The sequence below is a fragment of the Streptomyces cynarae genome, from assembly GCF_025642135.1.
GTDB classification, from domain to species: Bacteria; Actinomycetota; Actinomycetes; order Streptomycetales; family Streptomycetaceae; genus Streptomyces; species Streptomyces cynarae.
Genome location: NZ_CP106793.1, coordinates 5,304,650 through 5,317,712 on the forward strand (window position 1 = coordinate 5,304,650; position 13,063 = coordinate 5,317,712).

A 13,063-nucleotide genomic window follows, 5' to 3' on the forward strand; every position below is an offset into this window, starting at 1 on the left:
CGGGCGCCGGGCGGCAGTCGGGACGACCCTGGCCCAACCCTGAAATCTGCCCTGACGGGCTGCCGGGGGAAGTGTTCGATCACCCGTCATTCGAAGATCAGGGGTGTCTAAGGGGCCGACCCTGATGCCCGGCCGGTCCGGTCGTGTGACCATCGTTGGCATGCCGGACGCCGCAACCCTGCCCCTCGTCGATCCGCGGCCGCCGCGCAAGCTCTACCGCAGCAGCGACGGACGCTGGCTCGGGGGCGTGGCGCGGGGGCTCGCAGGGCATCTCGGGCTGCCCGTGATCTGGGTGCGCCTCGTCTTCGTCGGCCTGTTCCTGGCACACGGCTTCGGCGCGCTGCTGTACGCGGCGTTCTGGTTCTTCGTCCCGCTCGGGGTCGGCGGTGTCGACGAACGGCGTGCCCCGTCCCTGGTCGGCACCGAGACCTCACCCCACGGCCGCCGCAGACTGGTCGCCCGCAAGCCCGACCGGGGGCAGATCGTCGCTCTGCTCCTGATGGTCGTCGTCGCGCTGACCTTCGTGGGCAGCATGAAGCTCGACGGCGTCGCCAAGGTCTACCTCATACCGGCCGTGCTCGTCGCCGCGGGCGTCGCCCTGGTCTGGCGCCAGGCGGACAACGCGCGACGGGCCCGCTGGATGGAGGTCGGCAGCCGCCGCCGCACGCTCACCCTGCTGCGTGCCGCGGCCGGTGTCCTGCTGGTCACCGCGGGTGTCTCCGGCATGTTCGTACTGCAGGGCTCCGCCGCCCACCTCGGCTCGGTCCTCCAGGCAGCGCTGGCGGTTCTCGTCGGCATCACGCTGCTCGCCGGACCGTACCTGGTGCGGATCACCCAGGACCTGTCCGAGGAGCGCCTGATGCGCATCCGCGCCCAGGAGCGCGCCGAGGTCGCCGCCCACGTCCACGACTCGGTGCTGCACACCCTGACCCTGATCCAGCGCAACGCGGAGAACGCGAACGAGGTGCGCCGCCTCGCCCGCGCCCAGGAGCGCGACCTGCGCGCCTGGCTGTACAAACCGGAGGGCACCGGCAAGGACGAGGCCGAGGAGCCGGACACCCTGGCGGAGGCGGTCCGGCGCAACGCGGCGGAGGTGGAGGACAAGCACGGCGTCCCCATAGAGGTCGTCATCGTCGGCGACTGCCCCCTCGACGAACGGATCGGCGCACAGATGCAGGCCGCGCGCGAAGCGATGGTGAACGCCGCCAAGTACGGTGGCGAGGGCGGCGCCGTCCAGGTCTACGCCGAGGTCGAGGGCAGGACGGTGTTCGTGTCCGTCCGCGACCGCGGGCCCGGCTTCGACCTCGACGCGATACCCGCCGACCGCATGGGTGTCAGAGAATCGATCATCGGCCGTATGGAGCGCAACGGCGGCACGGCACGACTGCGCGCGGTGCCCGACGGCGGCACGGAGGTCGAGTTGGAGATGGAGAGGGCGGAGACGACGTCATGAGCGACGCGAACGGGGAGGCCGCGGTGTCCGGTGGAAACGCGGACCGGCGGGTGCGGGTCGTACTCGTCGACGACCACCGTATGTTCCGTACGGGAGTCCAGGCCGAGATCGGGCAGACGGAGCTGACCGGCGTCGAGGTCGTCGGTGAGGCGGCCGACGTCGACCAGGCGGTAGCCGTCATCATCGCCACCCGCCCCGAGGTCGTCCTTCTCGACGTCCACCTGCCGGGTGGCGGCGGGGTGGAAGTGCTGCGCCGCTGCGCTTCGCTGACGGCCGACCCCGAGCAGCCGGTGCGGTTCCTGGCGCTGTCGGTGTCGGATGCGGCCGAGGACGTGATCGGCGTGATCCGCGGTGGCGCCCGCGGCTATGTGACGAAGACGATCACCGGCTCGGACCTCATCGACTCCATCTTCCGCGTCCAGGAGGGCGACGCCGTCTTCTCCCCGCGCCTGGCCGGCTTCGTCCTGGACGCCTTCGCCTCGACCGACGCGCCGCCCGTCGACGAGGACCTGGACCGCCTCACCCAGCGCGAACGCGAGGTCCTGCGCCTCATCGCCCGCGGCTACGCGTACAAGGAGATCGCCAAGCAGCTGTTCATCTCGGTGAAGACGGTCGAGTCCCATGTCTCGGCGGTCCTGCGCAAGCTCCAGCTGTCGAACCGGCATGAGCTGACACGCTGGGCGACGGCACGCCGGCTGGTGTGAGCACGGACCTCCGGATCACACCACCCGCGTGGCTCCCGCGAACGGCATCTCGTCGATCGGCGCCAGGCGGACCGGTGCCGAGGGGTTCGGGGCGTGGATCATCTGCCCGTGGCCGACGTAGATCCCCACATGGCTGATCCCGGAGTAGAAGAACACCAGGTCACCGGGGAGGAGTTCGGAGCGCGGGACGCGCCGGCCCGCGCCGATCTGGGAGTAGGTCGTCCGGGGCAGCGAGATGCCCGCCGAGCGGTACGCGGCCTGGACCAGTCCCGAGCAGTCGAAGGCGTTCGGTCCGGTCGCGCCCCAGACGTAGGGGCTGCCGAGCTTGCCGTACGCGTACGCCACCGCGGCCGCCGCCCGGGCGTCCGGCGCCTCGGCCGTCGCTGTCGCGGCGGCACGGCGCCCAGCAGATCGCGCCCCACGGACCGCGACGTCCGTCCCGCGCCCCCGTCCGCCGAGGCCCCTGCCCGCTGTCCCTGCGTGAGCTGGGACAGCAGCTGTCGTGCTTCGCCCAGCTTTTCGGTGATCGTCCGCTTCTGCCGCCGCAGCTCCGCCTGCCGGGACGCCAGTGAGGCCAGTTCGACCCGTGCCGCACCGCGCAGCCGTTCGATCTCCCGCAGTTGGTCGCGTACGCGCGTCACAGCCGCCGCCTGGCGGTTGTCCACGCGCTCGGCGAACGCGGCGTTGTCGAGGTATTGCCCGGGATCCGAGGAGAGCAGCAGCCGCACCGCGGGGTCGAGGCCCCCGTCGCGGTACTGCGCCGCCGCCGAGGAACCCAGGGCGTCCCGGGCGGAGTTCAGCCGGTCCGTGCGGCGGGCCGCCTCGTCCCGCAGGGCGTTCAGCCGTTTCTGCGCCGCCTCCGCCTGTTCCTCGGCGCCGTCGTACTTCTGGGTGGCGGCCTCCGCCTCCTGGTACAGCTTGTCGACCTTGGCCTTGACCTGGGCCGGCGAGAGGGGCGGCTCGGCGTGCCCCGTGCCGTCGAAACCGGTCGCGGTAGCCGCTCCCGCGAGGGCGATCGTGGCGGCGGTGCGGGCCGTGCCGCCCCCGAGCGAACGCTGTCTGGGCTTGCGGTGCGCTGCCACCTGGACGTCACGTCCTTTCGTACGACCGCCGGGGCCGCGGGCGGTGTCACGCGTCCGGCGGCGGTCCGCACAGGGGGAACAGGCCGCCGCCGGACCTTCTCGGCGGTGGTGCCCGACGGCCGCCCCTGGCCCGGGCGGCGATGGGGAGCCGGGCACCTGGGGGAGGACGCTAAACCCGTCCGTGATGCGATGGTGACCGGATGTACGGAAGTGGCCCGACCGGACTGACGGTGACCGTATGTGACCGCGATCCCGATGCCGGGTCGCCGTCTTCACGCTCTGCGATGACCAATGCGGCGCATCCGGCGCACCGGGCGGCCGTCGAGTGCTATAGGGCGCATATATGCGGCCGATCCGGAGGGCCGAGCGAGCGGCGTCACATCCGCCGGGGCGGTGTCAGCGGGCACAGACGCGCTGATTAGGCTCCGGCCCCATGGACGTACTCATCCACCTCTTCGTCGGGCTGCACATCGTCGGCATCGCCGCGCTCCTCGGCGGCTTCCTCACCCAGATGAAGGCGCTGGGCAAGGGCACGGCCCGCTTCGTGCCCGCCATGCTGCACGGCGCGCTGACCATGCTGGTCACGGGGGTGGCGCTGGTCGGCCTCAACCAGGCGGACCACCACTCGGTCAACACGATCAAGATCGGGATCAAGCTGGCCCTGCTGATCGTCATCCTGGGCCTGGTCTATGTGAAGCGGGACGAGGAGACCGTCGAGAAGCCCCTCTTCGGCCTCGTCGGCGCCGCGACCCTGGCGAACATCTTCATCGCCGTGCTCTGGACCTGACGCCGTCCACGGCGGACGCGACCGCTCCGGCGAGGACCAGGAGCCAGGCGGCCACCGCGATCCACAGCAACACCCGGCCGAGGCCGCGCAGCCACGGCACGCCGACGGAGGAGGCGACGGACAGCGCCGCCACCGCCGTCATCCCCATCGGGAACACGGTCGACCAGCGCCGGACGTCGTAGCGGAACCGGGGCCGCAGCACCTCCGCCACCGCCAGGACGACGTAGCAGGCCAGGGCGAGGACGAGGAGGGCGACGGTCACACCGCGCAGGACGCCGCTGTCGTCGTTGTTCCACAAGTAGGGCCCTTTGTGCGCGGCGCTCATGAGCTGCGAACCGGCCAGCGCCGAGAGGGCGAGTGCGCCACCTGAGATCCACTGGTCGCCCGGCCCGGTCACCACCTGCCGAGGGTCGAAGCAGCCCAGCCCGATCAGGTAGAACACCAGCCCGAACCAGAAGAACACCAGCGCCGTGTGGGCGAGCCAGGCCACCCCCTCGGCCGCCGCGAGCACCGCCCCGAGCATCGCGATCCCCTCCGTCGCCACGCACCCGAGGAACACCGCGCCGGGCATCCGGCGCTCCCAGTCCGGCACGGTCAACGGGACCAGGCAGGCCCAGAGCACCACGGCCAGTGCGAGCAGTGCCTCGGCGAGCGGCTGCCCGTTCAGAGCGGACACCCCTGAGCCCAGCACGGTGGTCGCCGGCACCATGGTGAGCGCGGCCGGCGAGCCGGCCCGGGCCCGCCACTGCTCCCGGTCCCACAGCAGTTGCAGGGCGATGTCGGCGGCGAGCCCCAGCCAGGCGGCACCCGCCAGGACCAGGGCGAGGCGGGAGAGGATCTGCTGGCCGGTCAGGTGGAGCCCGACCGACAGGATGCCGGTCGCCATGACGGCGGACCCGGTGGCGGGCGGACGCGGCGCCCACCAGGTGCGCAGCGCGGAGGTGCCTGACATGCGCCCGATGCTAGGGACGCGCACACGGGTTGCGTACGGGGGCACGCGCGCGAGGACGGAAAACAACCCCACGCGCGCGTGCCGGACGGCGGGCGTCCCCACGCGCACCTGCTCGGCGAGCGTGGGTCAGGCCGGGCGCACCACGCTGTGGATGATCGGCGCGCCCCCGTAGTAGATCGACTCCTCGCGGACGTACGCCCCCGGCTTCGGCGCGTGGATCATCATGCCGTTGCCGATGTAGAGGCCGACATGGCTGATGTCGTCGTAGAAGAAGATCAGATCACCGGGCTGCGCGTCGGCGAGCGGGACCGTCGTGCCCACGTTCACCTGGTCGTAGGTGGTGCGCGGCAGTGACACCCCGGCAGCCTTCCAGGCGGCCTGGGTCAGGCCCGAGCAGTCGTACGAGCCGGGCCCGGTGGCGCCCCACACATACGGCTTGCCGATCTGGGCACGGGCGAACGCCAGCGCTTTGGCGGCTTTCGTCGCGTACGAGGGGTCTATGGAGTCCGTGGCCCCCGTGGGGGAGCCCGGCGAGCCGGTCGTCGTGGTGGTGGGGGCCGTGGGGGGCGACTGTTGCTGTGCCGCCTGCTGCCGCGCCAACTCCTGCGCCTGCCGCTGCGCCTCCTCCTGCTTCTTCTTCTCCAGCGCGGCGAGCCGTGCCCTCTCCTGCGCGGTCAGCTCGGACAGCAGGTCCCGCGCGTCGGCGAGCTTCTTCTGCACCTCCGCCTTGGCCGCCCGGAGCCTCAGCCGCGACTCGGTGAGCGACCGCAGGCTCTCGGTGGCCTCCTGCCGCTTCCTCATCGTCGCGGCCTGCTCGGTGACGTACTCGTCGACCGCTTCCTTCTGACGGCTGGTGAGCCGGCTCATCAGCTGGGCCTGGTCGAAGTAGTCCTGCGGCGTGTCGGCCAGCAGGAAGGTGGCCGTGTCGGGGGCCGCCTCCCCGGTGCGGTACTGCGCCGCGGCGAACGAACCCAGCCGGTCCCGCGCCTCGTTGAGCTTCTGGGTGCGTCTTGCGACGTCGTCGAGGAGCGCGGAGACGCGTCCCCGCTGCTGGTCGCTCTTCTCCTTCGCCGCGTCGTACTGCTCGGTGGCGGACTCGGCGCGGCGGTAGAGGTCGTCGACCTTCTTCTCGACCTCCTCGACGCTGGGCCCGCCGTCGGCGGAGGGCGCGGCGTTGGCGGTCTGCGAGAGCAGGGCCACGGAGGTGAGGGCTGCCGTCGCCAGGGCGGGGGTCCGTATGCCGGCGATACGCGTGCCCGCGGGGCGCGCCTTGCGGTGCGGCGCCATGAAAGGCGTCTCCTTCCGTAGTCCGCCTACCGAGTTAGCTGTCGGGTTCGGGCGGGTGGTTCCGGAAGGTGTGCCCTACGGCCGTGCCGCGCAGGGCGGCCGGCCGATTCACCCCAAGGTCGGTTGGGTCCCCGGCTCCGGCTGTCCATCGGGCACCGGACTCGGCGGAGGCCGCACGGCCCGGCGACGTTCGCCGGTGGTGGTCGTACGACCCGCCCGGCACGGTAGCCAACTGGTGTGGCTGCTGTGAAGGTTGATGCGTGATATGCCCGATACGTTTTTGTGACCTTCACGCCGGCAGCGCTTTCCGGGCGCGCAGGGTGAGCGGGTGATTCCTGCCGGTGGCAATGGCCCGGGCGGTCGCTTCCGAGGCGGAGTTTCCGGGGTGGCGGCGGGCTGTCGGTGGGGCGGCCTAGACTCGGAGAGCGATGAGCAGCCTCTTTGACGACAGCTTCCTGGCGGACCTCAAGGCCACTCCGGCCCACGAGGAGGAGCCCCCGCCGCCCGAGGACCAGCACGCTCCGGAGCCTGTTCCGGACGATCTGTTCGGCGGGAAGTTCGACCTGCCACCGGACAGGGACGCGTACTACCGCAACGGCACGCACCGCCCTGCCGTCGACATGGCGGCGCTGCTGGAGGGGCTGAACGAGAACCAGCGCGCGGCCGTCGTGCACGCCGGTTCCCCGCTGCTCATCGTGGCCGGCGCCGGCTCCGGCAAGACGCGTGTGCTCACCCACCGCATCGCGTACCTGCTGGCCGAGCGGGGCGTCCACCCCGGGCAGATCCTCGCGATCACCTTCACCAACAAGGCCGCGGGCGAGATGAAGGAGCGGGTCGAGCAGCTCGTCGGCCCGCGCGCGAACGCGATGTGGGTGATGACCTTCCATAGCGCCTGCGTCCGCATCCTGCGCCGGGAGAGCAAGAGGCTCGGCTTCACGTCCTCCTTCTCCATCTACGACGCCGCCGACAGCAAGCGCCTGATGGCCCTCGTCTGCCGTGACCTGGACCTCGACCCCAAGCGCTTCCCGCCCAAGTCCTTCAGCGCCAAGATCTCCAACCTGAAGAACGAGCTGATCGACGAGGAGGACTTCGCCGCCCAGGCGGCCGACGGTTTCGAGAAGACCCTCGCCCAGGCGTACGCGCTCTACCAGTCCCGGCTGCGCGAGGCGAACGCGCTCGACTTCGACGATCTGATCATGACGACGGTCAATCTGCTGCGCGCCTTCCCGGACGTCGCCGAGCACTACCGCCGCCGTTTCCGCCACGTCCTCGTCGACGAGTACCAGGACACCAACCACGCCCAGTACGCCCTGGTGCGCGAACTCGTGGGCACCCGCGCGCACGACGAGGACGTCCCGCCCAACGAGCACGACGTCCCGCCCGCCGAGCTGTGCGTCGTCGGCGACGCCGACCAGTCGATCTACGCCTTCCGCGGCGCGACCATCCGCAACATCCTCCAGTTCGAGGAGGACTACCCGGACGCCACGACGATCCTGCTGGAGCAGAACTACCGCTCCACGCAGACGATCCTCTCCGCCGCCAACGCGGTCATCGAGCGCAACGAGTCCCGCCGTCCGAAGAACCTGTGGACCAACGCGGGCGCCGGCGCCCGGATCACCGGCTACGTCGCCGACACCGAGCACGACGAGGCGCAGTTCGTCGCCGACGAGATAGACCGCCTCACGGACGCGGGCGAGGCCAAGGCCGGGGACGTCGCCGTCTTCTACCGCACCAACGCACAGTCCCGTGTCTTCGAAGAGGTCTTCATCCGCGTCGGCCTGCCCTACAAGGTCGTCGGCGGCGTCCGCTTCTACGAGCGCAAGGAGGTCCGGGACGTCCTGGCCTACCTGCGGGTGCTGGCGAACCCGGAGGACTCCGTGCCGCTGCGGCGCATCCTGAACGTGCCCAAGCGGGGCATCGGCGAGCGCGCCGAGGCGATGATCGACGCCCTCGCCCAGCGCGAGAAGATCAGCTTCTCGCAGGCCCTTCGCCGCGTCGACGAGGCGTACGGCATGGCGGCCCGCTCCACCAACGCGGTCAAGCGGTTCAACACGCTGATGGAGGAGCTGCGCACGATCGTGGAGTCGGGCGCCGGACCGGCCACGGTCCTCGAGGCCGTCCTCGAACGCACCGGCTACCTCGCCGAGTTGCAGTCCTCGACCGACCCCCAGGACGAGACCCGGATCGAGAACCTTCAGGAACTCGCCGCCGTCGCCCTGGAGTTCGAACAGGAGCGCGGCGAGGGAGCGGAGACCGCAGGGGCTGCCGTCCCGGGCGGCACTCTGGCCGACTTCCTGGAGCAGGTCGCACTCGTCGCCGACTCCGACCAGATTCCCGACGGGGAAGAGGGTGACGGCGTCATCACGCTGATGACCCTGCACACCGCGAAGGGCCTCGAGTTCCCGGTGGTCTTCCTGACCGGCATGGAGGACGGCGTCTTCCCGCACATGCGCGCGCTCGGGCAGACCAAGGAACTGGAGGAGGAGCGGCGCTTGGCGTACGTCGGCATCACGCGTGCGCGGGAGCGGCTCTACCTGACGCGGTCGGCCATGCGCAGCGCCTGGGGCCAGCCGTCGTACAACCCGCCCTCGCGGTTCCTGGAGGAGATCCCGGAGCAGCACGTGGAGTGGAAGCGGAAGGGTGGTTCCTTCGCGGCGCCGTCGTCCGGGCCGCTCTCGGGGGTGGCGGCCTCGCTGTCGTCGTCCCGTTCGCGCTCGTCGGCAGCGGGCGCGTCCGGGTTCGCCACGCGCCGGGGCGGGGCGACGGAGCGGCCGGTGGTCTCGCTGGCGGTGGGCGACCGTGTCACCCATGACCAGTTCGGCCTCGGGACGGTCGTCGCTGTGAAGGGCACGGGGTCGAACGCGGAGGCGACGATCGACTTCGGGGATGAGAAGCCGAAGCGGCTGCTGCTGCGGTACGCGCCGGTGGAGAAGCTGTAGCCCCGCTTCCGGGCCCTCGCTGAACGGCGGGGGCTCGCCGCGGAGCCGGTCGGTCTGGTGAGCCGGTCGACAACCAGTCGTTCGGGGAGCCGGTCGGTCGAGCCGAGTCGGTCAGGTCGGGTCGAGCCCGTGGCTGCGCAGCCACGGCAGCGGGTCTATCGCGGCGCCTCCGCTGGGGCGCACCTCGAAGTGGAGGTGGGGGCCGGTGGAGTTGCCCGAGTTGCCGGAGTACGCGATCGGCTGACCGGCCTTCACGGTCGTACCGGCGGGGACCCGGTAGCTGGACAGGTGGCAGTACCAGGTCTGCGTACCGTCCTTGGCGGTCAGGATCAGCATGTTGCCGTACGCGCTGTTCCACTTGGTCTGCACGGTGCCGTCGGTCGCGGCCATCACCGTCGTCCCGTACGCCACCGGGAAGTCGATGCCGGTGTGCACGGACATCCAGTTGACACCCGCCTGGCCGAAGTAGGCGCTGAGGCCCCTCTGCAGGACCGGCAGCGCGAACTTGGGGCGAAGCCGCTCCTTGAGCGCCGCCTCGGCCGCCGCCTTCTTCTGCTCGGCCACTTGCTGGGCCTTGAGGTCGATACGTTCCTGGGTGCGACTCGCCCGGTCCGCGAAGTCGTTCGCGCCGGCCGAGAGGTTCGCGAGCTGGGAGTCCAGCTTCTTGTTGGCGGCGGACGGCTTCACCGGTGTGTCGGCGGCGCTCGCCGTGGTGTCCTTGCCGTCGTTCCCGCCCACGCCGACGGTCGCCGCGGCGATCCCGGCGACCCCCATCACACACACCGACGGCACCGCGACCGTGAGCAGCGCGGACCGCCTCGCCGGGGTGCGACGCCGGGAACGGCTCGCGGCGCGGGATGCGGCACGCGTGGGCGGGAGGGGTGTGCGCTCTTCCTGGTCGTCGAGCAGCGAGACGTCGTCGGCCGCTCCTGACGGGGCGTCGTCGTCGGTGCGCCGCTCGGACGGGAGCGCATCGAAGGCGGCGGTGGCTGCCTGGTGTTCGAAGGGCTCGGCGTCGGCGAAGGGGTCGGGGACGGCGTGCTCGAAGCCGCCGGTGGCCGCATGTTCCGACTCGTGTTCCGGGCTTCCCGCCGAGTTCCACTGCGTGGCGTCGTACGTGCCCGTGTCGAAGGTCTGCGTGCCCCATTCCCACTGCTGGGTGAAGACCGCCGACTGCTCCGCCTCGAGCCAGGCCTGCGCGTCCCACTGGCCGGTGGCGTCGGGGGCCTGGGCCTGCGCGGGAATGGCGGCCAGCTGCTGGTACCCGGTCGCCCACGCCGCCGTGTCATGGGCGCCGGTGTCGAACGCGGCGTGGTGCTGGGCCGCGTACGGGTCGTAGTGCGGCGCCTGGTGCGTGCCGGTGCCGAAGGTCTCGTGGCTGCCGGTGTCGTGGCTGCCGGTGGACCACTGGCCGGTGTCGTACGAACCGGTCCCGCCGTCACCCGGAAGGTCGCCGAAGAGGGGATCGGTCGCGAAGGTCGCGGTGGAGTCGGCGTAGGTCGTGAACTCACCGTACTGGCCACCCTGGGGGCCGTACGACGCGTACTGCGCCGAGGCGGCATCGGGGGCCGGAGCCGGGGGAGTTGCGGTCCCCGACGGGTGACGGTCGTGCACCGACTTCTCTTTCGCCTCGACAACAGGGGCTGCCAGAGCAGTGCGGCGACTGTACCCGGCAGTACGCGGGCGCGACAATCTTCCGCAGGTTTCCGGTGGGCAGGAAACGGGCATTCGGCCGTGTTTCGGGGGTCACCGCACAAGGCCTTGGTGCTGCGTTCGATGAATGTTCGAGTGCGGGTGGGTGTCGGGGAGGTGTGGGCGGCCGTCCTGGTGCTGTGACGAGCGTGAGCACCGGGCGGCCGGATGCCGGGTCGGGCACGGACGCCGGGTGCTGTGTCAGGCATGGCGCGCGGCGGGGCTCACGCCACCGTGAGGCCGCCGGTGTGGGCCGCGGCCGCCGTCGGCTCCTCGAGGTCCAGGGCCTGCCGTATCCCGGCCGCGACCGCGGGGTGCACCGGCAGGGCCAGATGGCCGATGCCGCTCACCCGAATGTTCTGCGCCACCAGGTCCGGATGGTCGACGCACGCCGCCTCGAGTGGATCCATCAGCGGGTCCAGATCGCTCCAGAAGCTCACGAAGTGCGTACGGCAGCCGGGCGCCGGCTCACGCAGCTCCTCGATCAGCTCCGAGCCCGGACGCATCTGGCGGACGATGGGGTGCGCGTTCGCGAGCGGGGCGACGCGGGTGCCGGAGTGGGGTGTACCGAGCGTGACGAGCCTGCGGACGCGGAGGTCGCCACCGAGCCGCTGCACGTAATACCGGGCGATCAGACCGCCCAGGCTGTGTCCGACGATGTCCACCTGTCGCTGGCCGGTGCGGTCGCAGATCTCCTCCACATGCCGGCCGAGCAGCTCGGCCGCGATGCGGATGTCACACGTCAACGGCGAGTAATTGAGCGACTCGATGTGCTGACGGCCGTGCTGTGCGAGGTTCCGGCGCAGGAGGACGAAGACCGAGCGGTTGTCGATGAACCCGTGCAGCAGGATCACCGGAGGCTTGGCCTCGGTGGGGAGTGCGGTGGTGTCCGGAGGGGGCGGGAGCGGGGCGCAGCGGCGCTCCTGGATGATTCCCGACGGGTAGAGGAGCACGTGCCCGGCGAGAATCGCCAGCTCCAGGGCGGTCGCCTTCAGCAGCGCGATGGAGAGCCCGGCCAGTCTGCTGGGGAACAGGCGCTGGCACAGCGGAACCAGAGGCTCTACTACCCCGGTGACCTTCATTGGCCGACCTCCCGTCGGCACGCGCGAGGACGTCTCCGTGCCCCCGTGTGCCCTCATGGAAAGCCGTGGCGGTGGCCTGTGGGGCAGGTTCCGCGGGTACGGCCGTGCCGCGGGTGCGGCGCGTACGGCGCCGGTTGACGCGACGGGCGCCGTTCTCGTCGTGGTGACATGACCCGCCCGTCCTCGTGGCGCGGTGTCCCGTCCTCCTCGTACGGGTGGTGCTCCCCGCTTTCGTGCCCTTGCATTCCTTTCGCCGGCGTACCGCACCACCACGGCGCCCCGCTGGTGGGGCGGTGGTGCGGCCGCCTTGGTGCGGCTCTCCTTGCGCACGATCCCCTCGGTCCACGGCGCTCGAGCCGCTGCCGCGGCGCGTGTGCCGCGGGGAGGGGGGACCCTGCGCGGCGAACGTGTCCCATTGTGTGATTTCCCCCTCGGTCACCACCGCGAAACTGCCGGTTGCGGGATGCTGGCGATAACGTTCGTTCACTTCCCGGGTCGGTACGGCGCGGGACGCCGGTGCCGGCGGGGCCGATCCGCCGGTTCGAGGCGTGCCGACCGTGCGGTCCGTGTGTCCGCCGGTGCGGTGATGTGGCGGCAGGCGGTCCATCGGTACAGGGTGTGTGTAGTCGCTTCATGGAGGCAGTGATGGGTGTGGCAGCCGGTCCGATCCGCGTGGTGGTGGCCAAGCCGGGGCTCGACGGCCACGATCGCGGGGCCAAGGTGATCGCGCGGGCGCTGCGCGATGCGGGAATGGAGGTCATCTACACGGGTCTCCACCAGACGCCCGAGCAGATCGTCGACACGGCGATCCAGGAGGACGCCGACGCGATCGGGCTGTCGATCCTGTCCGGCGCGCACAACACGCTGTTCGCCGCGGTGATCGAACTGCTGAAGGAGCGCGACGCGGAGGACATCCTGGTCTTCGGCGGCGGCATCATCCCCGAGGCCGACATCCCCCTGCTGAAGGAGAAGGGCGTCGCGGAGATCTTCACGCCCGGGGCGACGACCGCGTCGATCGTGGACTGGGTACGGGCGAACGTACGTCAGCCGGCCGGGGCGTAAAGCTCCGTAGCCGTCGTCGTCGC

General features: G+C 71.2%; 9 protein-coding genes, 1 pseudogene and 1 riboswitch. Of the genes and pseudogenes, 5 read left to right on the forward strand and 5 right to left on the reverse strand.

Annotated elements, in window-relative coordinates; translation table 11 throughout:
- The first annotated feature begins 160 nt into the window (after window positions 1-160).
- A complete protein-coding gene (locus tag N8I84_RS24400) occupies window positions 161-1,453 on the forward strand; it encodes an ATP-binding protein (RefSeq protein WP_263231515.1) in 1,293 nt (430 codons plus the stop codon).
- Window positions 1,450-2,157, forward strand: a complete 708-nt coding sequence (locus N8I84_RS24405) for a LuxR C-terminal-related transcriptional regulator (protein ID WP_263231516.1) — start codon at window positions 1,450-1,452, stop codon at window positions 2,155-2,157. Before N8I84_RS24400 ends, N8I84_RS24405 begins: the two co-directional genes overlap by 4 nt.
- Window positions 2,158-2,172: 15 nt before the next feature.
- Here the strand turns inward: N8I84_RS24405 and N8I84_RS24410 are convergent.
- Window positions 2,173-3,239, reverse strand: a pseudogene (locus N8I84_RS24410) (NlpC/P60 family protein).
- Window positions 3,240-3,672: 433 nt separating this feature from the next.
- Here N8I84_RS24410 and N8I84_RS24415 point away from each other — a divergent pair.
- Window positions 3,673-4,026 (forward strand): hypothetical protein, encoded by a 354-nt coding sequence (locus N8I84_RS24415; protein WP_263231518.1) that lies wholly within the window; start codon window positions 3,673-3,675, stop codon window positions 4,024-4,026.
- Here the strand turns inward: N8I84_RS24415 and N8I84_RS24420 are convergent.
- Window positions 4,004-4,978: a tellurite resistance/C4-dicarboxylate transporter family protein gene (locus N8I84_RS24420; RefSeq protein WP_263231519.1), complete on the reverse strand. Its 975-nt coding sequence runs from the start codon at window positions 4,976-4,978 to the stop codon at window positions 4,004-4,006. The two genes, N8I84_RS24415 and N8I84_RS24420, sit on opposite strands and share 23 nt — an antisense overlap.
- Window positions 4,979-5,104: 126 nt before the next feature.
- On the reverse strand, window positions 5,105-6,265 hold the full coding sequence (locus N8I84_RS24425; protein ID WP_263231520.1) for a C40 family peptidase: 1,161 nt from the start codon (window positions 6,263-6,265) through the stop codon (window positions 5,105-5,107).
- 8 nt (window positions 6,266-6,273) lie between these two features.
- Window positions 6,274-6,442: riboswitch (cyclic di-AMP (ydaO/yuaA leader) on the reverse strand.
- A 251-nt stretch (window positions 6,443-6,693) separates the two neighbouring features.
- Between N8I84_RS24425 and pcrA the strand changes: the two genes are divergently transcribed.
- A complete protein-coding gene (pcrA, locus tag N8I84_RS24430) occupies window positions 6,694-9,204 on the forward strand; it encodes a DNA helicase PcrA (protein ID WP_263231521.1) in 2,511 nt (836 codons plus the stop codon).
- Between the two features lie 111 nt (window positions 9,205-9,315).
- Here pcrA and N8I84_RS24435 read toward each other — a convergent pair whose 3' ends face one another.
- Window positions 9,316-10,932 (reverse strand): M23 family metallopeptidase, encoded by a 1,617-nt coding sequence (locus N8I84_RS24435; RefSeq protein ID WP_390898940.1) that lies wholly within the window; start codon window positions 10,930-10,932, stop codon window positions 9,316-9,318.
- Between the two features lie 188 nt (window positions 10,933-11,120).
- Window positions 11,121-11,978: a lipase family alpha/beta hydrolase gene (locus N8I84_RS24440; RefSeq protein WP_263231523.1), complete on the reverse strand. Its 858-nt coding sequence runs from the start codon at window positions 11,976-11,978 to the stop codon at window positions 11,121-11,123.
- A 645-nt stretch (window positions 11,979-12,623) separates the two neighbouring features.
- On the opposite strand from N8I84_RS24440, the gene N8I84_RS24445 reads away from it, so the two are divergent.
- Window positions 12,624-13,040, forward strand: a complete 417-nt coding sequence (locus N8I84_RS24445) for a cobalamin B12-binding domain-containing protein (protein ID WP_263231524.1) — start codon at window positions 12,624-12,626, stop codon at window positions 13,038-13,040.
- The last annotated feature ends 23 nt before the right edge of the window (window positions 13,041-13,063 follow it).

Bases quoted from the DNA above. Each gene is read 5' to 3' on its own strand.
- N8I84_RS24435 (WP_390898940.1), bottom strand. From the start codon at position 10,932: ATGCCCGTTTCCTGCCCACCGGAAACCTGCGGAAGATTGTCGCGCCCG.
- N8I84_RS24440 (WP_263231523.1), bottom strand. From the start codon at position 11,978: ATGAAGGTCACCGGGGTAGTAGAGCCTCTGGTTCCGCTGTGCCAGCGC.
- N8I84_RS24420 (WP_263231519.1), bottom strand. From the start codon at position 4,978: ATGTCAGGCACCTCCGCGCTGCGCACCTGGTGGGCGCCGCGTCCGCCC.
- N8I84_RS24405 (WP_263231516.1), top strand. From the start codon at position 1,450: ATGAGCGACGCGAACGGGGAGGCCGCGGTGTCCGGTGGAAACGCGGAC.
- N8I84_RS24415 (WP_263231518.1), top strand. From the start codon at position 3,673: ATGGACGTACTCATCCACCTCTTCGTCGGGCTGCACATCGTCGGCATC.
- N8I84_RS24445 (WP_263231524.1), top strand. From the start codon at position 12,624: ATGGGTGTGGCAGCCGGTCCGATCCGCGTGGTGGTGGCCAAGCCGGGG.
- N8I84_RS24400 (WP_263231515.1), top strand. From the start codon at position 161: ATGCCGGACGCCGCAACCCTGCCCCTCGTCGATCCGCGGCCGCCGCGC.
- N8I84_RS24425 (WP_263231520.1), bottom strand. From the start codon at position 6,265: ATGGCGCCGCACCGCAAGGCGCGCCCCGCGGGCACGCGTATCGCCGGC.
- pcrA (WP_263231521.1), top strand. From the start codon at position 6,694: ATGAGCAGCCTCTTTGACGACAGCTTCCTGGCGGACCTCAAGGCCACT.